23 protein-coding genes are annotated in these 21,400 nt (G+C 59.4%); 20 read left to right on the top strand and 3 right to left on the bottom strand.

Going from position 1 to position 21,400, the window contains the following annotated elements:
• Positions 1–35 precede the first annotated feature (35 nt).
• From rplS to HMPREF3148_RS08260, 9 genes are all read left to right on the top strand, one after another.
• On the top strand, positions 36–380 hold the full coding sequence (rplS, locus tag HMPREF3148_RS08300) for a 50S ribosomal protein L19 (protein WP_049063501.1): 345 nt from the start codon (positions 36–38) through the stop codon (positions 378–380).
• Between the two features lie 319 nt (positions 381–699).
• On the top strand, positions 700–1,395 hold the full coding sequence (gene lepB, locus HMPREF3148_RS08295) for a signal peptidase I (protein ID WP_046645404.1): 696 nt from the start codon (positions 700–702) through the stop codon (positions 1,393–1,395).
• Between the two features lie 70 nt (positions 1,396–1,465).
• A complete protein-coding gene (lepB, locus tag HMPREF3148_RS08290; protein WP_100621956.1) occupies positions 1,466–2,158 on the top strand; it encodes a signal peptidase I in 693 nt (230 codons plus the stop codon).
• Entirely contained in the window at positions 2,145–2,786 is a 642-nt protein-coding gene (locus HMPREF3148_RS08285) for a ribonuclease HII (protein WP_049063497.1), read from the top strand. The genes lepB (HMPREF3148_RS08290) and HMPREF3148_RS08285 overlap by 14 nt, the downstream gene beginning before the upstream one ends.
• A 63-nt stretch (positions 2,787–2,849) precedes the next feature.
• Complete coding sequence (locus HMPREF3148_RS08280) at positions 2,850–3,155, top strand: DUF2469 domain-containing protein (RefSeq protein WP_005528899.1); 306 nt, start codon at positions 2,850–2,852, stop codon at positions 3,153–3,155.
• A 197-nt stretch (positions 3,156–3,352) separates the two neighbouring features.
• Positions 3,353–3,721 carry a YraN family protein gene (locus HMPREF3148_RS08275; RefSeq protein WP_049151819.1) on the top strand — a complete coding sequence of 123 codons (369 nt, stop codon included), beginning with the start codon at positions 3,353–3,355 and terminating at the stop codon, positions 3,719–3,721.
• Positions 3,708–5,228 (top strand): YifB family Mg chelatase-like AAA ATPase, encoded by a 1,521-nt coding sequence (locus HMPREF3148_RS08270; protein ID WP_049151820.1) that lies wholly within the window; start codon positions 3,708–3,710, stop codon positions 5,226–5,228. The genes HMPREF3148_RS08275 and HMPREF3148_RS08270 overlap by 14 nt, the downstream gene beginning before the upstream one ends.
• The gene (gene dprA, locus HMPREF3148_RS08265; protein ID WP_049063492.1) at positions 5,225–6,403 is read left to right on the top strand and encodes a DNA-processing protein DprA; all 1,179 of its coding nucleotides are present in this window, start codon (positions 5,225–5,227) and stop codon (positions 6,401–6,403) included. The genes HMPREF3148_RS08270 and dprA overlap by 4 nt, the downstream gene beginning before the upstream one ends.
• A gap of 22 nt (positions 6,404–6,425) precedes the next feature.
• On the top strand, positions 6,426–7,325 hold the full coding sequence (locus tag HMPREF3148_RS08260; protein ID WP_049063490.1) for a tyrosine recombinase XerC: 900 nt from the start codon (positions 6,426–6,428) through the stop codon (positions 7,323–7,325).
• On the opposite strand, the gene HMPREF3148_RS08255 is transcribed toward HMPREF3148_RS08260, so the two are convergent.
• Complete coding sequence (locus tag HMPREF3148_RS08255; protein WP_049063487.1) at positions 7,288–7,815, bottom strand: M23 family metallopeptidase; 528 nt, start codon at positions 7,813–7,815, stop codon at positions 7,288–7,290. The genes HMPREF3148_RS08260 and HMPREF3148_RS08255 overlap by 38 nt on opposite strands.
• A gap of 382 nt (positions 7,816–8,197) precedes the next feature.
• Between HMPREF3148_RS08255 and rpsB the strand changes: the two genes are divergently transcribed.
• The 5 genes from rpsB to HMPREF3148_RS08230 all read left to right on the top strand — a co-directional run bounded on the left by rpsB (position 8,198) and on the right by HMPREF3148_RS08230 (position 12,475).
• A complete protein-coding gene (gene rpsB, locus HMPREF3148_RS08250; RefSeq protein WP_049063486.1) occupies positions 8,198–9,004 on the top strand; it encodes a 30S ribosomal protein S2 in 807 nt (268 codons plus the stop codon).
• 152 nt (positions 9,005–9,156) lie between these two features.
• Positions 9,157–9,969 carry a translation elongation factor Ts gene (tsf, locus tag HMPREF3148_RS08245; RefSeq protein WP_005528911.1) on the top strand — a complete coding sequence of 271 codons (813 nt, stop codon included), beginning with the start codon at positions 9,157–9,159 and terminating at the stop codon, positions 9,967–9,969.
• Positions 9,970–10,109: 140 nt separating this feature from the next.
• Positions 10,110–10,850 carry a UMP kinase gene (pyrH, locus tag HMPREF3148_RS08240; protein WP_049063482.1) on the top strand — a complete coding sequence of 247 codons (741 nt, stop codon included), beginning with the start codon at positions 10,110–10,112 and terminating at the stop codon, positions 10,848–10,850.
• A gap of 102 nt (positions 10,851–10,952) precedes the next feature.
• Positions 10,953–11,510, top strand: coding sequence for a ribosome recycling factor (frr, locus tag HMPREF3148_RS08235; protein WP_005528913.1), 558 nt, complete (start codon positions 10,953–10,955; stop codon positions 11,508–11,510).
• Between the two features lie 83 nt (positions 11,511–11,593).
• On the top strand, positions 11,594–12,475 hold the full coding sequence (locus HMPREF3148_RS08230) for a phosphatidate cytidylyltransferase (protein ID WP_172453512.1): 882 nt from the start codon (positions 11,594–11,596) through the stop codon (positions 12,473–12,475).
• Between the two features lie 78 nt (positions 12,476–12,553).
• On the opposite strand, the gene HMPREF3148_RS08225 is transcribed toward HMPREF3148_RS08230, so the two are convergent.
• Positions 12,554–12,937, bottom strand: coding sequence for a LapA family protein (locus HMPREF3148_RS08225; protein WP_005528917.1), 384 nt, complete (start codon positions 12,935–12,937; stop codon positions 12,554–12,556).
• A 94-nt stretch (positions 12,938–13,031) separates the two neighbouring features.
• Between HMPREF3148_RS08225 and rlmN the strand changes: the two genes are divergently transcribed.
• Entirely contained in the window at positions 13,032–14,138 is a 1,107-nt protein-coding gene (gene rlmN / locus HMPREF3148_RS08220) for a dual-specificity RNA methyltransferase RlmN (RefSeq protein ID WP_049063522.1), read from the top strand.
• A 111-nt stretch (positions 14,139–14,249) separates the two neighbouring features.
• Here the strand turns inward: rlmN and HMPREF3148_RS08215 are convergent, their stop codons facing one another.
• The gene (locus HMPREF3148_RS08215; protein ID WP_034656824.1) at positions 14,250–14,690 is read right to left on the bottom strand and encodes a DUF2631 domain-containing protein; all 441 of its coding nucleotides are present in this window, start codon (positions 14,688–14,690) and stop codon (positions 14,250–14,252) included.
• A 157-nt stretch (positions 14,691–14,847) separates the two neighbouring features.
• On the opposite strand from HMPREF3148_RS08215, the gene dxr reads away from it, so the two are divergent.
• From dxr to map, 5 genes are all read left to right on the top strand, one after another.
• Positions 14,848–16,014 (top strand): 1-deoxy-D-xylulose-5-phosphate reductoisomerase, encoded by a 1,167-nt coding sequence (gene dxr / locus HMPREF3148_RS08210; protein WP_049151821.1) that lies wholly within the window; start codon positions 14,848–14,850, stop codon positions 16,012–16,014.
• 15 nt (positions 16,015–16,029) lie between these two features.
• A complete protein-coding gene (locus HMPREF3148_RS08205) occupies positions 16,030–17,238 on the top strand; it encodes a M50 family metallopeptidase (RefSeq protein WP_049151822.1) in 1,209 nt (402 codons plus the stop codon).
• A gap of 87 nt (positions 17,239–17,325) precedes the next feature.
• Positions 17,326–18,489 (top strand): flavodoxin-dependent (E)-4-hydroxy-3-methylbut-2-enyl-diphosphate synthase, encoded by a 1,164-nt coding sequence (gene ispG / locus HMPREF3148_RS08200; RefSeq protein ID WP_049151823.1) that lies wholly within the window; start codon positions 17,326–17,328, stop codon positions 18,487–18,489.
• A gap of 90 nt (positions 18,490–18,579) precedes the next feature.
• Positions 18,580–20,430, top strand: coding sequence for a penicillin-binding transpeptidase domain-containing protein (locus HMPREF3148_RS08195; RefSeq protein ID WP_049151824.1), 1,851 nt, complete (start codon positions 18,580–18,582; stop codon positions 20,428–20,430).
• Between the two features lie 59 nt (positions 20,431–20,489).
• Positions 20,490–21,359, top strand: coding sequence for a type I methionyl aminopeptidase (map, locus tag HMPREF3148_RS08190; RefSeq protein ID WP_005528933.1), 870 nt, complete (start codon positions 20,490–20,492; stop codon positions 21,357–21,359).
• The last annotated feature ends 41 nt before the right edge of the window (positions 21,360–21,400 follow it).

The following is a 21,400-nucleotide window of genomic DNA, read 5'->3' as shown; positions in this document are numbered from 1 at the left end:
CAGGGTCCTCTGTCTTAAACTGAAAAGGAAAAACAATGGCTAACCTCATTGACAAGGTAGATGCAGCCCAGCTGCGCGACGACGTCCCGGCTTTCCGCCCAGGCGATACCCTCGACGTAAACGTAAAGGTTATCGAGGGCAACACCCAGCGTGTTCAGCTCTTCAAGGGCGTTTGCATCCGCCGCCAGGGTTCTGGCATCCGCGAGACTTTCACCGTCCGTAAGGTCTCCTTCGGTATCGGCGTTGAGCGTACCTTCCCGGTTCACTCCCCGAACCTCGAGTCCATCCAGGTTGTGCGCCGCGGCCGCGTCCGCCGTGCAAAGCTGTACTACCTGCGCGACCTGCGCGGCAAGAAGGCTCGCATCAAGGAGCGCCGCTAATTTTAGGCGTTCAGGCCTCCTCCTTCGCTTCGGCGAAAGGGGAGGCCTTTTTTATATCCTCTCGCTGCGATTGCAAGGAATCCGCTGATAAGAGTTGGATGGGAACAGCAGCTTGGTGCTCGGTGTGGTGCGGGAGTTGAGAGGTTTTGTTGCTAGGATTTAGCGCGTGAATAACGAGAAGGAATTCGAAAATCAAAACAGTGATAATTCTGCTTGGCCAGGTAACTCCGGTGCAAACGAAGAAGTCACTGGCCGCCGGGTCGCTGCCGAGAAGGTCACGCCGGTAGAGAAAGACTCTGACAAGGGCGAGAAGAAAGAGATGCCCTGGATTCTGGAAACACTTCTCGTTATCGTGTGTGTGCTTGCGGTCGTCGGTTTGGTACAGACCTTCATTGGCCGCCAATATGTCATTCCTTCTGGTTCGATGGAACCAACCCTCCACGGCTGCGATGGCTGCACCAATGACCGCATCTTCACCGAGAAGATTTCTTACTACGGCGACAAGGGCCCAGAGCCTGGCGACGTCGTGGTCTTTGAGGGCACCGAAGACTGGAACCGTAACTACGTGTCGCCGCGCTCGAACAATAGCGTGATCCACGCAATCCAGGACGCACTAAGCTATGTGTCTTTGACCCCGCCAGATGAGAACACTCTGGTCAAGCGTGTCATTGCTACTGGTGGCCAGACCGTTTCCTGCCAGGAAGGTGATCCAGCAGTCATGGTTGACGGTAAGCCCATCAAGCAGGACTATGTCATGGATCCGCCAACGTACCCTGTGGATAAAACCACCGGTTCCGAGGCATGCGGTGGCGCATACTTTGGCCCAATCACCGTTCCAGAAGGCAACATTTGGGTCATGGGTGACAACCGCACTGCCTCCGCGGATTCCCGCTACCACATGCAAGATCGGTACCATGGCACGATTCCCGTAGAAAACGTTCGCGGCAAGGTCATGTTTGTGCTGTTCCCGTTTAGCCGCATCGGTGGGATCGATGACCCAGACATCCAAGCCTAGGGGGTCTGGGGCTAACAGTCCCCGCATTCGTGCTGCAAAGCCGCGGCGGGCGGAGGAAGAGCGCGTCCGTATGCGCGATTTGCTGCCCACGGTCGTGGCCGTGTTTGTGTTCTTGGCTCTAATGCAGACTTTCGTGGGCCGGATGTATCTCATTCCTTCGGCCTCCATGGAGCCCACGTTGCATGGCTGTGCGGGGTGTAAGAATGACCGCATTGTGGTCCAAAAGCTCAGCTACTACTTCTCCGATCCACGCCCTGGCGATGTCGTGGTCTTTGCCGGTGAGGATTCCTGGAACGCCTCTTTCCAGGTTCAGCGCTCCGACAACGTGTTGGTACGCGGACTGGAAAATGCAGGTGCCGCAATCGGCTTGCTGCCCAACGGTGAGAACATTTTGGTCAAACGCGTCATAGCCACAGAAGGCCAGACGGTGTCCTGCGAAGCAGGGGATCCCGCCGTCATGGTCGATGGTTTACCCATCGACCAGTCCTACGTGAAAACACCCGCCGAAATACCCGTCGATGAAGCCGTAGGCTCGGATGCTTGCGGCGGTGCTTACTTTGGTCCCGTGACCGTCCCGGAAGGCAACATCTGGGTCATGGGGGACAATCGCACTAACTCGCTCGACTCGCGTGCGCACTTGGGCGATCATCTGCAGGGCACCATCCCCGTGGACAACGTCCGTGGCAAGGTAGAGGCCGTTGTTCTTCCTATTCCGCGTGCTCACCTGGTCGATGACCCTGACATTCAAAATGCGGCGTCTTAAACAACAACGCACCTACGAGGTGGCGCTGAGCAAGGCAGGTTTGGGTCCTGTCGCCGGCGTTGATGAGGCAGGGCGCGGAGCCTGCTGCGGGCCGATTACTATTGCCGCCTGCATCCTCCCGGACAAAATCATCCCGGAGCTCGACAAGCTGACGGACTCCAAAAAGCTCAGCCCGGCCACGCGCGAAAGACTCTTTCCCATCATCAAGGACAAGGCTGTGGCCTGGTCCGTGGTGCATATTGACGCGCGGGACATCGACAAGCGCGGCATCCAGCACGCCAACGTTTCAGGGATGCGGCGGGCGGTAGCGCGGCTTGATGTTCGCCCGCATTACGTGCTTAGCGACGCCCTGAAAGTTCCCGGCATGCCTGCACCCCAGCTGCCGATTATTGGTGGTGATGCGGCAGCGCGCTGCATTGCCGCGGCGAGCGTGCTGGCCAAAGTCTCCCGTGACCACATCATGGATGTACTCGACGTGGCCTACCCAGGCTATGGATTGGCGGGGCACAAGGGATACGGCACCGCGGCGCATCAGGCTGCGATTGTGAAATTAGGCGCAACCCCAGAGCACCGGATGGGTTATGCCAACGTGGCGAACGCTCATGCGGAATTTCTCGCGCGCGCCTGAATCTGATTACGAAGTTTCCGCGTTAAGCTGATTCACGTTGACCCTGACATTGGAGGAAAGCTAGTGAGCGCAGAGGAACTCGACAACTACGAGGCAGAAGTAGAACTCTCCCTCTACCGTGAATATCGGGACGTCGTCAGCCAGTTCTCCTACGTGGTGGAGACCGAGCGTCGTTTCTACCTCGCCAATGCAGTGGAGCTTATTCCGCATACTTCGGGCCCTGACGTCTACTACGAAGTACGCATGTCCGATGCCTGGGTATGGGACATGTACCGTTCCGCGCGATTCGTGCGCTACGTTCGCGTGATCACCTACAAAGACGTCAACATCGAAGAGCTGGACAAGCCAGACTTCGTCCTGCCGGAGTAGAAGCCTCCGCGGAGCGGCCACACCTCCGCCAGAAATTCGCCCTAAAGTCGCGCCCCATGCGGGATTTCTTCATCCATCGCGATGAGTTATCCACAAAAGGGGCGCTGTGCGCGTTTTGGGGCTAGCGCGTCCTGTCCTCTCTCGGCTGAACTGGCGTGTGCAGGTGTGCTGCATGGACCGGATTCGGGGGAGAGAAAATGTACGGAAAAATGAATAAACGGCACTCGCTGGGCAAGCGGGGCGAGGCTTATGCGGCTTTGTTCTATCGCCAGCGCGGTGCGGAGATTATCGCAGCGAACGTCAACTACGCCGTGGGGGAAATCGACCTCATCGTGCGGGAGGGTGACACGTACGTCTTTGTCGAGGTCAAGACCCGGGCGTCGGATGCTTACGGGGTGGCCGAGGCGGTGACTGCGCGCAAGTTGGCGCGCATGCGCAAGGCGGCGTTGCGGTGGCTTGAGGGAAAGCCGCGGTGTTATGTGCGCTTCGACGTGCTGGCACTGGTGGATCAGGGCGCTGAGTTCGAGGTCACGCACTATGAGGGGGTCGAAGATGGCGCTTGGTAGATGCATGACCACGGCTTTGGAGGGCGTGATTGCGCACGTGGTCACGGTGGAGGCCAACGTGGGGGCCGGGCTGCCCGGCGTGCACGTGGTGGGCCTGGCGGATACGGCCATTTCGGAGTCGCGTGACCGCATTCGCACCGCGGTGGTTAACTCGCGGCTGCCGTGGGCAAAAACGCGCGTGGTGGTTTCGATGTCGCCTGCAGCGTTACCGAAGTCGGGTGCGCACTTCGATTTGCCCATGGCCTTGGCGATTCTGGCGGCGCAGATGCCGCCCTCGGAGCGCCTGGAGCGTGCGTTGGTGTTGGGGGAGTTGGGGCTGGACGGCAGCGTGCGCCCAGTCTCTGGAATCATCCCAGCCTTGTTGGCGGCGCGCTCACAAGGTTTCGAGACGCTGGTGATCCCGCCAGGTAACGCGGCTGAAGCTACGCTGGTGCCCGATATGGATGTGGTGGTCGCGGCCACGCTGACCGATGCTTTTGCATGGGCCTGTGGTGGGCGCGATCTGCCGAGTGCTCGAGCGGTAGATGCCCCTGCGCATACGCTTGGTGACGGCCCGGACTACCGCGACATCGCCGGGCAACGGGAGGCCAAGTGGGCAGCCGAAGTCGCTGCGGCCGGTGGCCATCACCTGATGTTGGTGGGCCCACCTGGCTCGGGCAAGTCGATGATTGCGGCGCGGCTGCCGTCTATCTTGCCGGCGTTGAGCGCTGATCAGTGCGTGGAGGCGACAGCCATCCATTCGCTCGCGGGAACACCCGGCGCGGTCATCATGCGCGCGCCGTTTATCGCGCCGCACTCCTCGGTAACGCGTGCGGCCTTGCTGGGTGGCGGTTCGGGCAATCCCCGTCCTGGTGCCGTGAGCCTGGCGCATCACGGAGTGTTGTTCCTCGACGAGGCGAGTGAGGTCTCTGCACGAGTGCTCGATGGCCTGCGTGCGCCGCTGGAAGAGGGGCACGTCCGGATTTCTCGTGCGCGCAGGGAGATTACGTTCCCGGCGCGCTTCCAGCTAGTGCTGGCGGCGAACCCCTGCAGGTGTGCTGCGGAGGATGCTTCGAAGTGCACGTGCCGGTCGTCGGACAGACGCAACTATCTGAGCAATCTCTCTGGGCCATTGCGGGATCGCCTCGATATGGTGGTTAACGTTTCGGGCCAAGCCGCAACCCTGAGCGCGGAAGGTGAAGAAGACTCCGCCACGATTGCGCAGCGGGTGGCGCAGGCGCGCCAGCGGGCAGCTGCCCGCTGGCGTGAAGACGAGCTGCCGGTGTTCAATAACGGTGCTGTTCCAGCCTCCTATCTGCGGCGACACCGCCCAGCTACGGAAACTGCCATGGCGATGCTTGCAGCGTATTTGGCAGACGGGGAGTTGAGCCAGCGCGGTGTGGACCGCGTGCTGCGCTTGGCGTGGACCCTGGCGGATCTGGACGCAAGCCCGCAACCGGACATCGACCACGTGGGCAGAGCGCTCGAGCTGCGCGGCGTCGGTGTGTTGGAAAGGCTGGCGGCATGAGCGAGCTGAACTTATCGACGCCCCTGCACACCTGGGTTTATCTCAACCGTGTGGTGGAGGGTCCATCCCGCACGTTGCACGGATTGCTTTCGCAGTACCCAGCAGAGGAGATTGCGCACGGAATCTACAACGCGGCCGACTGGATTGGACCGTTGAAGACTGAAACTGCCGGGAGGCGGGATTGGCTGCGGCAAGAAGAGGACATTGCCACGGCAGAAGTCGTAGGAGCACGCCTTATCACCCCGGAGGACGCGGAGTGGCCGGAGGAGGAATTCACTCGGGCCTTTGGTTTCTATCATCAGGGGTTCTCCGATGCGCCGTCTACATTCGATAGTCAGGCTTTCCCACCTCATGCGTTGTGGGTGCGCGGAGCCAATGTGCGCCAGACGGTGGCTCAGTCCGTTGCGCTGGTGGGAACGCGGGCTATAAGCCGCTATGGCTGGGAGGTCTCGCGCATGCTGGCAACGGGATTGGCGCGCCATCAGTGGACTACGGTGTCGGGCGGCGCGCTGGGAGTAGACACGGCTATCCACGAGGCGACGCTGGAGCACAACGGGCTCACCGTGGCCGTGGCGCCATGCGGCATCGACCGGGCCTATCCCGCACGTAACGGCAAACTCTTTGATCAGATAACGCGCAGCGGTTGCCTCATCTCTGAATTCGCGCTGGGCACTACACCGCAGCGGCATCGCTTCTTGACGCGCAACCGCTTGGTTGCGGCGCTTTCTGCAGGCACTGTGGTGGTGGAGGCGGCCTTCCGTTCTGGGGCCTTGAACACGTTGAACTGGGCGGAGTCGATGGGTCGTGTGGCCATGGCTGTCCCCGGCCCGGTTACGACTTCGGGGTCGTTGGGTTGCCACATGCGGATTCAGGAGCAGCGTGCGCAACTGGTCACCTCGGTCGATGAAATCCGCGGATTACTTGGAACTGTGGGAGGCGTGGACGCTGCTGGGCAGTATGAGCTCGACTTCGCTCCTGACAAAGTGCAGCAGCTTTCCCGGAATGAGCTCAAGGTTTATGACTCGACTCCGCCTTTGGACGAGGAAGGCGTGAGCGCAGAGGATATCGCGGCGGAGGCAGGAATGCGTGTGGCGCTGACGGTGCACCTGTTGGTGGCTTTGCAGAAGCTTGGCCTCGTGGTGCGCGAGGGAAAGCGGTGGAGACGCAGCGAGTGATGCTGGAGTACACTGCTGTGACATGAGTAAACGAGTGGAGGAGCCCACGGGGCAACTGGCCGAGGCAATCGAGGATTTTGCCGAACATCAGTTGTTAGTCCGTGGGCGCTCTGCTGCAACGGTCAAGGGCTACCGCTCGGACCTGCGCGATCTCGCGCGTAGCGTACCGGACTTCGCAAGCTTTGACCTGAATGCTCTGCGCGCCTGGCTAGGCGAAGCGGTTGCACAGGGCAAGTCGCGAGCTACCCTCGCGCGCCGAACTGCTGCCGCCCGAGCGTTCTCCACCTGGGCGGTGCGCGAAGGCCATCTGCAGGCTGATGTGGCAGCGCGACTCGTTAGCCCGAAGGTGGGCAAACATCTTCCCAAGGTTCTTGCTGCAACCGAGGCTGGTGAGCTTGTAGGCAACGCTGCCTCGCACGACGAGGTTCATTTCCTACGTGACAGCGCTATGCTCGAGCTCCTCTATGCCACCGGCATGCGTGTTGCGGAACTGGTGGGCCTTGATGTCGGTGACCTTGATCTGCACCGCCGGACCGCACTGGTCACGGGTAAGGGAAACAAGCAGCGCGTCGTACCCTTTGGCGACGCGGCGTCTGATGCGCTTGCGACCTGGATTGAAAAGGGGCGTCTACAACTAGCCGGCGACACTGATGCGGTGTTCGTCGGGACTCGCGGCGGGCGTATCGACCAGCGGCAGGTCCGCCGCGTGGTAGAAAAGGCTGCGCAGATCACCGGCGCTACTGGCCTTACCCCGCACGGGCTGCGCCATACTGCCGCAACGCATCTGCTTGAAGGTGGTGCGGATTTGAGGGTGGTCCAGGAGCTGCTGGGGCACTCCTCTCTGCAGACCACACAGGTCTACACCCACGTATCAGCGAAGCGGCTCAAGGACGTCTACTCCCGCGCCCATCCACGGGCTTGAGCCGGATGACCGGGGCGTCGAGAAGCGAAAGCGGATCGATGTAGGTCTTTTCCACACCGTCGATAAGCGCGCCCCAATGCAAACCCGGCTTACCGTCAACAGGCGGGGCTAGCCTCCCAATGACTTGGCCCTCGCGTACGTGATCGCCCTTGTTGACGTGCGCGAATACCGGTTGATACGTCGTCCGCACACCATCCGCATGGGCGATCGAGACCACCGGTTTGCCGGCCACCTTGCCCACGAAATAAACCGTGCCTTCGCCTGCGGCCAGTACCTCGCCGCCGATGGGTAGATCCAAATCCACACCTCGGTGACCGGCGCTCCATTTCTCCTTCGGTGGATCAAATCCCTCCAGAACCCGGCTGGGGGTTGGACTGCCAGTAGTGGGGTCGACGTAGGCGAAGGCTATTGGCATGGCGGATAGGGCAACGCACCAGAGCGTGAGAATGACAGCAATGAGCGGGACTTTGGGCAAGCGAAACATTTTCATGATGGCAGTATGGAGGCGCCGCTTGCAGTGTTGGAAGAACGAGAAATCTCGCTGTGAATAAAGTGCGACGCGAGATAATAGTGATGAAGATGTGGCGGTTGTAGGGGAGAAGTCACGCTAAAACTGTGGAATTCGCACGTCGTTTTGGATTTCTTCCCTGGGTGTGGCTAGAATTTGGCCCAGCAGTGTGTCCGGCTTGCCAGGCGCATTGACTACGCGCGGCGAAGTCGTCGCTTCCTGGGTTAAGGAAAAGACAGCGTCGTGTCGACGTGGTCCCCAAGAAATTGGGGTGTTGACCGGCGCCTTCGTTGCTAGGGTGCGGAATAAAACACCGCACATTTTTCATGCAAAACCTAAATCAGCTATAGAAAGCGAGCGAATCATGGCAGTTGTAACCATGCGCGAGCTCCTCGACGCTGGTGTGCACTTCGGCCACCAGACCCGTCGTTGGAACCCGAAGATGAAGCGTTTCATCTTCACCGACCGTAACGGCATCTACATCATCGACCTGCAGCAGACCCTGACCTACATCGATGAGGCTTTCGAGTTCGTCAAGGAGACCGTTGCACACGGCGGCAGCATCCTCTTCGTCGGCACCAAGAAGCAGGCTCAGGAAGCAGTTGCTGAGGAAGCAACTCGCGTTGGAATGCCTTACGTCAACCACCGTTGGCTGGGCGGCATGCTCACCAACTTCCAGACCGTTTCCAAGCGTCTGAAGCGCATGAAGGAGCTTCAGGCAATGGACGCAGCTGAGGACGGCTACAAGGGCCGCACCAAGAAGGAAATCCTCATGCTCACCCGCGAGCGCATCAAGCTCGAGCGCGTCCTCGGCGGCATCTCTGAGATGTCCAAGGCTCCGTCCGCACTGTGGATCGTTGACACCAACAAGGAGCACATCGCAGTCAAGGAAGCTCACAAGCTGAACATCCCGGTTGTCGCAATCCTCGACACCAACTGCGATCCGGATGAGGTCGACTTCCCGATCCCGGGCAACGACGACGCAATCCGTGCCACCAAGCTGCTCTCCGGCATCATTGCCACCGCAGTTGAGGAAGGTAAGAAGGCTCGCGAGGAGCGTCAGCTGGCTGCAGCTAAGGAAGCTGCCGGCGACTCCGCTGAGAAGGATGCACGCGATGCAGCTGAGGCTGCTGCTGCTTCCGACCCAGCATCTGCTGAGTCCGCAGAGTAAAAATTCTAGAGTCCGCCCCCGCTACCGTTGGATCACGGCCGCGGGGGTTTACTCTTCTGCACAAACTCACCCCCAAGGGCGGCGCAAAATTACTGCGTCGAGTACTCTGTTCCATCGAATACTGTTTGAAACCAAGGAGGATCGCCCCAACTATGGCGAACTACACTGCTGCAGACGTTAAGGCACTGCGCGAGGCAACCGGCTCCGGCATGCTTGATTGCAAGAAGGCACTCGACGAGTCCAACGGTGACTACGACAAGGCCGTAGAGTTCCTGCGCATCAAGGGCGCAAAGAACGTTTCCAAGCGCGCTGAGCGCGAGGCTACCGAGGGCCTGGTTGCTGTTTCCGGCAATACCATGGTCGAAATCAACTGCGAGACCGACTTCGTTGCAAAGAACGAGGCATTCAAGGCTTTCGCTACCAAGATCGCTGAGGCTGCTGGCGAGGCTAAGATCAACTCCGGTGAGGAGCTGAACAACCTCGAAATCGACGGCAAGAAGGTCTCCGAGATCGTTGACGAAGAGTCCGCAAAGACCGGCGAGAAGCTGCAGGCACGCCGTGCAGTCACTCTCGAGGGCGACAACGTCGCTGTCTACCTGCACCAGCGTTCCGCTGACCTGCCGCCGGCAGTTGGCGTTCTCGTTTCCTACGAGGGTGATGCAGAGGGCGCACACGCTGTTGCTCTGCAGATCGCAGCTATGAACGCTGAGTACCTCACCCGCGAGGACGTTCCTGCTGAGGTCGTTGAGAAGGAGCGCGAGATCGCTGAAGCTACCACCCGTGAGGAGGGCAAGCCGGAGGCTGCTCTGCCGAAGATCGTCGAAGGTCGCCTGAACGGCTTCTTCAAGTCCGTCGTTCTTCTCGAGCAGGCTGCTCTGTCTGACTCCAAGAAGACCGTTGAGCAGGTTGCCAAGGAAGCTGGCACCACCATCAAGGGCTTCGTCCGTTATGAGGTTGGCGCCTAAGCTTTAATCGGCTTTCACGCTTGAGCCCTGCTGCACTTGTTTGCAGCAGGGCTTTTTGCTTGCTTGAGCAAGGAATATGAGCCAGCGAACATGTGTGGGTAAGATGGAACGGACTCAAAAACAGCCGCATTAAGGAGACGATGAAGGCCGTGACTAACCCTGACACCAAGCGAACCGGATACAAGCGTGTGATGCTGAAGCTGGGCGGTGAAATGTTCGGAGGTGGCAAGGTCGGTATCGACCCTGACGTCGTGGAAAACGTTGCTCAGCAGATCGCAGACATTGCCAAGCAGGGCACTGAGGTTGCCGTGGTTATCGGTGGCGGAAACTTCTTCCGTGGTGCAGAACTGTCCCAGCGCGGCATGGACCGCGCACGTTCGGACTACATGGGCATGCTTGGCACGGTCATGAACTCCCTTGCGCTACAGGACTTCCTCAAGCAGCAGGGCGTCGACTGCCGCGTCCAGACCTCCATCAACATGGCACAAATTGCGGAGCCGTACCTGCCGCTGCGTGCAGATCGCCACCTGGAGAAGGGCCGCGTGGTCATCTTCGGCGCAGGCATGGGTATGCCTTACTTCTCCACGGACACCACGGCGGCACAGCGTGCCCTCGAGATCGGGGCAGAGGTGCTCTTCCTTGCCAAGGCTGTCGACGGCGTCTACTCCGACGACCCACGCACCAACCCAGATGCGGAGCTTTACTCCGAGATCACCCCACGAGAGGTCATCGAAAAGGGCCTTAAGGTCGCAGATGCTACCGCGTTCAGCCTGTGTATGGACAACGATATGCCGATTTTGGTGTTCAACCTTCTGACCGAAGGTAATATCAAGCGCGCCGTCAACGGTGAGCAGATCGGCACCCTCGTAAAATCGCAATAGGAATTCCAATAGGAATTAAGGTCACGTCCTCCCACAGAGGGCGCCTTTACCTGCTAGATTCTTTTCCAGTTACTTTATATTCGAAAAGGGAGTTATAGCCCAATGATTGACGAGATCCAGCTCGAAGCAGAAGAGCACATGACCGCTTCGGTGGAGCACACCCGCGAGCAGCTGATCACCATCCGTACCGGTCGCGCAAACCCAGCAATGTTCAATGGCCTTGTTGCCGAGTACTACGGTGCGCCAACCCCGATTACGCAGATGGCAACCATCTCGGTTCCAGAACCACGCATGATGCTCATCAAGCCTTACGAGCAGTCCATGATCCACGAGATCGAGAACGCAATCCGTAACTCGGATCTCGGCGTTAACCCGACCAACGACGGTCAGGTTTTGCGCGTCACCATTCCACAGCTGACCGAAGAGCGTCGCCGCGACCTCGTGAAGCAGGCCAAGGGCAAGGGCGAAGACGGAAAGATTGCTATCCGCAACATTCGCCGCAAGGCCATGGACCAGTTGAAGAAGCTGCAGAAGGACGGCGACGCCGGCGAGGACGAAGTCGTTGCAGCTGAAAAGGAAATGGAGAAGACCACCGCTGGTTACATCGACCAGGTGGACAAGCTCGTTGCTAACAAGGAAAACGAGCTGATGGAGGTCTAAGCACCTCGAACCTGGCCGCCGGGCGCTATCAGCTCGGCGGCGCTTTTTTGTGAGTATCCCATCTTCCTGTGGAAGGAGCGCGCGTGACTAGCGAGTCGAATCGTCGTCTGCCCAAGCCCAAGAACGGCGCCGGCCGCAACCTGCCGGCAGCAGTGGGCGTGGGAGTGGGCCTCGGTGCGCTCGTAGTCCTTGCTGTGTGGCTAGGACCCTTCGCGTGGTACCTCGTCGTGGCGGGAGCTGTGGCAGTGGCTATGTGGGAGGTCCTCACGCGCCTGCGTGAGCACTCTTTCTTCATTCCGCGCACCCTGCTTATCATCCTTGGCCAAGCCATGGTATGGATTTCGTGGCCGCTCGGCGCCCCTGGCCTCGTGGCGGTCTACGTCGTGGCTGTGTTGGTTTTGATGTTCGGGAGGCTGTTCCACAACGGACGCCATCGCCCGCCAATCAACTATCTGCGCGACATGTCCGTGGGTCTGTTCGTATTGACCTGGATTCCGCTCTTCGCCACGTTTGCGGCGATGCTGTCTCGCGTGGAGACTCCGTTTGCGTCAGGCGCGGCGTCGATTGTCGCGTTCATGCTGTGCGTGGTGGCTTCCGATACCGGCGGCTATGTGGCAGGTGTGATGTTTGGCGCGCACCCGATGGCGCCTGCAGTCAGCCCCAAGAAGTCCTGGGAGGGCTTCCTCGGCTCCGTCATCTTCGGCGTCATAACAGGCGCACTCAGCGTCAAGCTCCTTCTGCATCATGACGCCTGGGTAGGCGCAATCATGGGCTTGGGCCTTGTCTTCTGCGCAACGCTCGGCGACTTGGTGGAGTCCCAGTTCAAGCGCGAGCTTGGCATCAAAGATATGTCCCAAATTCTGCCCGGTCATGGTGGACTCATGGACCGCTTGGACGGAATGCTTCCCTCAGCCATGGTGACGTGGGTGGCTGTGAACTTCCTCGCAAACTTCCACGGTTTCTAGAAGTCACCCCGAAGCCCAAAACAAATATTCTCCCTACCGCACAAGCGAAGAAGCTTGAGGGCAGGGAGATTCGTTGTTTTAGCGGTGCTGCTTGGCTTGCTTGCGTACCTGGCGGCGCAGTTCGAACATGCGCCACATGCCGACGAGGGCCATGATGAGCGCGCCTGCAATAGCAAAGATGAGGTAGGCAATGCCGGCAGGGAATTCACCGGACCAGTTGAGGAAGTTCATCGGCACCTTCTGCTGATTCTGCAGGATAAACACAATGAGAACGATGAGCAGCAGGAATCCCACGATCAGCGCAACCCAGGTGCTGGCTGCAAAGGAGCCCTTGACCTTGGCGTCTTCACTCGAGGAATACGTAGTCTCAACCTCAGAGTGCGTTGCCGGGGCAGTCTCCGTCACGTAATCACCGGTGTGCTCGGCGGTGGGCTCATTGGCGGGAAATTCTTGATTTGTCATGTAACCATTTAATCCTGTGGGCTGTCGGTTGCGCCACTTTAGACCAGTCTCAATTGGGTAAAAGTACTGAAAACGTGGAAAAATGGGCGGAACCATGGCTGAACCTTTGAAACTTAATTTCTCCGCCCCTCGGCGCGGTTTGCCGCCGAAGCATTTTGCGGATCTGACTCAGGACGAGCGCATCGCTGCGCTCGCCGAACTTGGCCTGCCCAAGTTCCGCGCCAACCAATTAGCCAAGCACTACTATGTACACCGCACCGCAGACGTCGAAGAGATGACTGACATCCCGGCGAATAAGCGTGCCGAATTGCAGGAACGGCTTTTCCCAAATCTTATGGAACCCATCCGTCAGACCTCCACTGACGACGGGGAGACTACGAAGTCGCTGTGGCGCCTGCACGACGGCACCATGCTGGAGTCGGTGCTCATGCGGTACCCGGGCCGCGCCACGCTGTGCATTTCCTCCCAGGCCGGCTGCGGTATGGTATGCCCGTTCTGTGCCACCGGCCAGGGTGGCCTTGATCGCAACCTCTCCACAGCTGAGATCGTCGAGCAGTTCCGCCTCGCAGCCAAGCTCATGGAGGACGAGGGCGGCCGCTTGACCAACGTCGTATTCATGGGCATGGGTGAGCCGCTGGCTAACTACAAGCGCGTTGTGCACGCAGTGCGCCAGATTACCGGCCAGGACCTGGAAGGCTTCGGCCTTTCCCAGCGTAACGTCACTGTGTCTACCGTTGGCTTGGCCCCAGCAATTCGCAAGCTTGCCGACGAAGACCTGTCCTGCACCCTGGCAGTATCGCTGCACACCCCGGACGACGAACTCCGTGACTCGCTCGTACCAGTCAACAACCGCTGGCCGGTGGAGGAGGTGCTGGATGCTGCCCGCTACTACGCCGACAAGTCCGGCCGCCGCGTCTCCATTGAGTACGCGCTTATCCGTGACAAGAACGATCAGGACTTCCGCGCAGACATGCTCGGCCAGAAGCTGCACCGCGCGCTTGGCTCCAAGGTCCACGTGAATGTCATTCCACTGAACCCGACGCCGGGTTCCGAGTGGGACGCCGCGCCAAAGGCTCGCCAGGACGAGTTCGTCCGCCGCGTCATTGCTCAAGGCGTGCCATGCACCGTTCGCGACACCAAGGGCGACGAGATCGCCGCCGCCTGTGGCCAGCTGGCTGCCGACGAACGCGAGTCTGCCTAAGCATTCAGGCACTGGCTCGCGCCTAGCCGCCCCAGCTCATGTTCCCCCGCCCCTCAAGCACAACGAAGCCCCCTCGTCCCAAAGGACAAGGGGGCTTCAGGGTCCTAAGACTTAGCGAACAGCCTTACGCGCGGTGCCGCGCTCGACGCGCAGGTGGGAAACGCGGGAAGGCTCGATGTTCAGGGCACGCAGCTCGCCGTCGTTAAGCTCAGCGTAGGCGCCGGAAACCGTCTTCTGGTCGTATACCCAGTCCGGCTCAACGTGGCCAACAGGCTGGTTGCGAGCGGTAACAGTGCGAACCTGGGAGAGATTCGGGCGAAGTGCGAAGAGCACCAAGCCGAGAGCAATGACGATAGCCAGTACAGCGAGCCACACGGTCTCAACGTGGCCCTTGTGGTTACCGAAGTTGTAAGCAACCAGGAAGATCACGGAAATCCAGCCGGCGATCTGAACTCCAGAGCGGCTGATGCGGGACCAACCAAAACCTGCGGACGGGACGTCCTCAGTGGAAACGCCGTCGAAAACCTGCGGTGCCGGCTTGTGGGAAGACACTTGCTCTCCTTTGCGTGTACATGGCGCACTCTGCGCGCGCGCATGAAATGCCATTTATTCTGTGTAGTAGTTTAAATCATCCTCGCCGCGTTAGCGAAGAAACACCCCCGGCAGTTTCGTTCACGCAATTACTGACCCACCCGCTAGGGTTGGAGAGGTGAGTACACAGCGCATTCTTATTCTCGGATCCACGGGCTCCATCGGCACCCAGGCACTGGAAGTTATCGCCGATAACCCGGATAAATTTACCGTCGTAGGCATTGCTGCCGGCGGTTCTAATCCGCAGCTGGTCATCGAGCAAGCGCAGCGCCTCAACCTTTCGTTTGACCACGTTGCCGTGGCGAATGAGCAGGCCGCGCACCAGGTCTCGGAAGCCCTTGGCGGACAGGTTCGCTCCGGTGCAGATGCCGCAGAACAGCTTGTGCGCTCCATCGAAGCAGACAAGGTGCTCAATGCACTAGTTGGCTCGATGGGCTTGCGCTCCACGATTGCGACGCTAGAAAAGGGGGAGTACCTCGCATTAGCGAATAAGGAATCCCTCGTCGCGGGCGGTCACATCGTGACTCAGCTGGCTAAGCCGGGGCAGATTATCCCCGTCGATTCCGAGCACTCCGCCATGGCGCAATGCCTGCGCGCGGGTGAGGACGTAGAGCTCGGCAAGCTCGTCCTCACCGCATCCGGCGGTCCTTTCCGCAGCTGGTCCCGCGAAGAGATGTGGGACGTTACTCCACAGCAGGCCGCGCAGCACCCCACCTGGTCTATGGGGCAGATGAACACGCTTAACTCCGCCACCCTCATCAATAAGGGCCTAGAACTCATCGAGGCGACGCTGCTCTTCGATATCGAGCCCGAGCGCATCGACGTCACCGTACATCCACAGTCAATCATTCACTCGATGGCCACCTTCACCGATGGCTGCACGATTGCGCAAGCATCGCCGCCCTCGATGAAGCTGCCGATTTCGCTGGCGCTGGATTGGCCACATCGCGTCCCCGGTGCGCAGCCATCACTGGACTTCTCCCAGTCTCATGACTGGCGCTTTGAGCCGCTTGACGACGTCGCCTTCCCCGCCGTCCAGCTCGCCCGTGAGGCTGCAGCTGCCGGCGGCACGCACCCAGCCGTGTACAACGCCGCCAATGAGGAGGCTGCCGCAGCCTTCTTGTCTGGCCGCATTCATTTCCCAGAAATCGTTGATGTGGTTGGGCAGGTGTTAGGGGAAGCCTCCCAGTTTGCTCGTGTACCCTCAAGCGTCGATGAAGTAATCGCCGTCGAAGGCGAGGCCCGCCGGCGCGCAAATGTGCTGGTGGATTCTTTGGCTCAATAGAAAGCTTTCACCACCATGGCAAACATCCTGGGCATTTTCCTGTTCGCCCTAGGAATCGGCATTACCGTTGCCTTACACGAGGCGGGACACATGTTTAGTGCCCGTGCTTTTGGCATGCGCGTGCGCCGTTTCTACATTGGTTTTGGCCCTAAGATTGCGGCGTTTACCCGCGGTCACACCGAGTATGGTCTGGCCGCGTTTCCCGTGGGTGGATTCTGCGACATCGCTGGAATGACTGCTCAGGATGATTTCCTCACCGAGGAAGAAGAGCCTTATGCGATGTATAAGAAGCCCGCGTGGCAGCGCGTCATCGTGATGGTCGGCGGCATCGCCGTGAACCTTCTTCTGGGCTTTATCATCTTGCTGCTCATTGCCATGACTACCGGCCTTCCTAACCCAGACGCTGACGTGCGCCCGCGCGTGGGCGAGGTTGTGTGCTCCGCTGACCAGAACCTGCAGGGTGAGCTCGAGAAGTGCCAAGGTAAGGGGCCAGCTGGTGAAGCGGGCGTGGAAGTGGGCGACATTGTTCTCGCGATCGATGGCAAGCCGCTGGAGAGCTTCACCCAGCTGCGCGAGGAAGTCATGGCCCGGCCAGGGGAGACGGTCCAGTTGCGCGTCGAGCGCGATGGTGCTGTGCAGAACTTCGACGTCACACTCGACAAGGTCAAGCGCCTCAACGGTGAGGGCAAGCTTGTCGACGCCGGATCCATCGGCCTGAGTAACCAAGTCATCGATATCGTCGAGAAGCATGACTTCATCGGCGCTTTCCCCGCAACAGCGCGCTACACCACGTACGTTCTGGACGCCACTGTTGACGGCATCATTCAATTTCCAGCGAAAATTCCTGGGGTGGTGGCGTCCATCTTTGGCCACGAGCGTGACGTCAATGGCCCGATGTCTGTGGTCGGCGCTTCCCGCGTGGGCGGTGAGCTCGTCGAGCGCAGTTTGTGGTCGACCTTCTTCATGATGCTGGCGACGCTGAATTTCTTCCTCGCTTTGTTCAACCTCATCCCGCTGCCTCCTTTTGATGGCGGTCACATTGCGGTGATTTTCTACGAGAAAATCCGGGATGGTATCCGCAGGCTTTTGGGCAAGGAGCCTAAGGGGCCGGCCGATTACACTGCGCTAATGCCGGTAACTTATGTCATCGCGGCCCTCTTGATGACTGTTGGCGCGCTCGTCATCGTGGCCGACGTGGTCAACCCGATTCGCCTCTTCGGCTAGGAGCCAGGGCAGGGGAAATTTGGTGCTCGGTGCTAGAGTGGGGACGTTAAGCCCCCATCTAATTCCATGCTTTAACAAGGAGCGCACATGTCGAACCCCATCGGTCTCGGTATCCCGGACGGCCCACCACCAACCTTGGCTCCGCGTCGCAAAACCCGTCAGCTTTTCGTGGGCCCAGTCGGTGTAGGTTCCGAGCACCCGATTTCGGTGCAGTCGATGACCACCACCAAAACCCACGACATTAACGCCACCCTGCAGCAGATTGCACAGCTGACGGCCACCGGCTGCGACATCGTTCGTGTCGCTTGCCCAAAGCCTGTCGATGCCGAGGCACTTCCGGCCATCGCCAAGAAGTCTCCGATCCCGGTTATCGCTGATATCCACTTCCAGCCGAAGTACATCTTCCAGGCTATCGACGCTGGCTGCGCCGCTGTCCGCGTGAACCCAGGCAACATCAAGGAGTTCGATGGCCGCGTCAAGGAGGTTGCTAAGGCAGCCGGCGACGCTGGCATCCCGATCCGTATCGGTGTTAACGGCGGCTCCTTGGATAAGCGACTGCTGGAGAAGTATGGCAAGGCCACCCCTGAAGCTCTCGTCGAGTCCGCTATCTGGGAGGCTGGACTCTTCGAGGAGCACGGCTTCGGCGACATTGCCATCTCCGTAAAGCACTCTGACCCAGTCCTGATGGTTGAGGCTTACCGCCAACTGGCTGCAAAGACTGACTACCCGCTGCACCTCGGTGTGACCGAGGCTGGCCCTAAGTTCATGGGCACCATCAAGTCCTCCGTTGCCTTCGGCGCACTTCTGGCCGAGGGTATCGGTGACACCATCCGTGTTTCTCTCTCCGCTGATCCGATTGAGGAAATCAAGGTCGGTGACCAGATCCTGCAGTCTCTCAACTTGCGTCCGCGCAAGCTGGAGATCGTCTCCTGCCCGTCCTGTGGCCGCGCTCAGGTCGACGTGTACAAGCTCGCCGAGGAAGTAACCGCAGGCCTCGAGGGCATGGAGTTCCCGCTCCGTGTCGCCGTCATGGGTTGCGTTGTTAACGGCCCAGGCGAGGCTCGCGACGCCGACCTCGGTGTTGCATCCGGTAATGGTAAGGGCCAGATCTTCGTTAAAGGCGAAGTGGTCAAGACCGTGCCCGAGTCGCAGATCGTGGAGACTCTTATCGAGGAAGCAATGCGTATCGCCGACGAGCAGGGCCTGGAGGCTGTCGAAGGCGCCAAGGCTGAGGTTCGCGTGACCCGCTAGTATCGCTGCCATAAATTCACAGTTTTGTCCGCCCCGCACTCCGGTGTGGGGCGGACTTTTTGTGTCTCTAGGCTGCTACGATGCCCAACCATGAAGAAGATGGTGGCGCTGTTGTGTGTGGCTTCGGTAGGGGCGTCGTCGCTTGTGGCGTGCACGCCCAAGCCCGTCTCGGCGGAGCCGGTTGCGGAAGAATTCATTTCAGAGATGGAGTCCCGCAACAACGAGGCATTGGCTGAACTTGTCGATGACCCCGATGCCACCACATCGACGCTCGACGCTACCTTCTCCGGTCTGCAGGCCGAAGGACTCGACATCGAGCTGGGCGAGGTAACACAGGACGAGACGCATGCCACCGCGAAGTACAAGGTGACGTGGGATCTTCCGAAGGACCGCACGCTCAGTTACGACACTGAGATGACCTTGACCAAAAAGGACAAAGACTGGCAGGTACGTTGGCAGCCGAGCTTGGTGCATCCGAACCTCGGAGCCCACCAGCACTTGGAGCTGCGCGCGATTGCGGCAAAACGTGCGAGCGTGGTGTCCTCCGATGGAGTGGAGTTGATGTCGCCCGGCTTGCAGTATCGCTTGGTGGTCAATACCACTGAGGTGGGAGACGTGCGTCCATTAGCTGCCAAGATATCCAGCGCTCTGGGCGAAGCACATACCCAGGATGACTCAGTGCCGGAGAAAGAAGCCGGCGAGTTGGCGAAAGAGCTGGAGAAAGTTGAAGGCGACTACTCCGTGGTGATGCTCAATGAAAAGCAGGTAGAAGCAGTGCGTGCCCGCCTTGGTGAGCCGCAAGGGGTTCGCTTCAACGAAGAGCCAGCGTTGATTACACGGGAGACTGGTTTGGCGCCTGATATTTTGGCGCGTGTGCGGTCCCTGGTGTCAGATGAGATTGATGGCAAGTCCGGATGGTCTGTGTCCGTGGTTAACGAAAATGGTGCGGCGCTTAGCGACGTCGAGCTCCACGAGCCGGAGGCATCCCCTTCGATCCGCGTTAGCTTGGATTACAACGTTCAGCGCGCGGCGCAGGAGGCTGTAAACCTGCGCGCCGACTCGGAGGCGATGCTGGTTGCCATTCGCCCCTCTAACGGAGAGATTTTGGCGGTTGCGCAGACCGAGCGCGCCGATGAGAAGGGTGATATCGCGTTGCAGGGCCAGTTCCCGCCGGGCTCGGTATTCAAGATCATCACGGCTTCGGCGGCTGTGGACAAACAGGGTGCGACTGCTGACACTATTGTTCCGTGCCCAGGCACGATGAACCTTTACGGCCGAACCGTAACCAACTACAATGGCTTTTCGCTGGGATCGGTGCCGATGCGTCAGGCGTTCGCGCAGTCGTGTAACACGACCTTCGCTGAAGTTTCTACGAATCTGAAGGAAGGCGAGCTGAAGAATACGGGCAAGGAGTTTGGGCTTGGGCTCGACTACGAAATCCCTGGTTTGACCACCATTACAGGCTCCATCCCGGAGGGCAAGACTCCGTTGGACCGTACTGAGTCCGGCTATGGACAGGGCACCGACCTTGTCAGCCCCTTTGGAATGGCGCTGGTTTCGGCTACTGTCGCTGCGGGTAAGACCCCGCTTCCTACACTGATCTCAACGCATAAGACGAAGGCCTCAGAAGAGGTGCAGCCGCCTTCCCCGCATGTCCTCGACAATGTTCGAGAGATGATGCGCGCAGTTGTTACGGGCGGTACCGCAGCCGGAATGCAGGCTGGCGGCACGATTTACGGCAAGACCGGTGAGGCGGAGATCAATGGTGGTTCGCACGCATGGTTTACCGGCTACCGTGACGACGACATCGCCTTCGCAACTCTGGTGGTATTGGGCGGAGACTCTGAGACCTCAGTGCAAGTGACAGATAACTTCTTGCAGAAGCTCGATAGCTATCGAGCACAGGGACATCCCGCTGCGCCTACAGGACAAGAAGGCTAGCTCACAACTGAGAGGTCTGGTTAGCGGCCACGTGGGGGAGGGGACTACCATGGTCAACCATGAGTAATCGCGCAAAACTAACCCCCCAAAAGCCCACCCCAATCCGCACCGTTCCGGACTCTATCGAGCGCCCGGAGTACGTGTGGAAGGACTCCGTCCAGGAAGCAATGGGTGAGCCTTTTGTCCAGACCCCTGAGGTCATTGAGGCCATGCGCGAGGCATCTAAGATTGCGGCTAACGCGCTGCAGGAGGCCGGTAAGGCTGTGGCACCCGGCGTGACCACAGATGAGATTGACCGCATCGCGCACGAGTACATGCTGGACCATGGTGCATACCCATCCACGCTGGGCTACATGGGTTTCCCGAAGTCCTGCTGCATCTCGCTGAACGAGATCATCTGCCACGGTATTCCGGACACCACCGTGATTGAGGACGGAGACATCGTCAACATCGACGTCACTGCGTTCAAGAATGGTGTACACGGCGATACTAATGCGACCTTCCTGGCCGGGAATGTCTCTGAGGAGCACAAGCTGCTGGTTGAGCGTACCCACGAGGCAATGATGCGCGGCATTAAGGCGGCAAAGCCAGGCCGTGAGGTTAATGTCATCGGCCGCGTTATTGAGTCTTATGCCAACCGCTTCGGCTACAACGTTGTGCGCGACTTCACCGGCCATGGTGTTGGCCCCACCTTCCACAACGGCTTGGTTGTCTTGCACTACGATTCCACGACCTACCGCGACATCCTAGAACCAGGAATGACCTTGACCATTGAGCCGATGATCAACCTGGGCTCGTTAGACTACGAGATCTGGGACAACGATTGGACCGTTCAGAACGTCGATGGCAAGTTCACGGCTCAGTTCGAGCACACCCTTGTGATAACTAACGATGGTGCCGAGATCCTAACTTTGCCGGACGAAGCCTAAGGCGACAGGCCTAAGCAAAAGAATAGGGCGCGCCTCTGTGT

This window comes from Corynebacterium sp. HMSC05D08 (assembly GCF_001807215.1).
GTDB classification, from domain to species: domain Bacteria; phylum Actinomycetota; class Actinomycetes; order Mycobacteriales; family Mycobacteriaceae; genus Corynebacterium; species Corynebacterium striatum.
The sequence above is the reverse complement of the archived record's forward strand: the minus strand, read 5'-3'. Positions and strand labels throughout refer to the sequence as shown.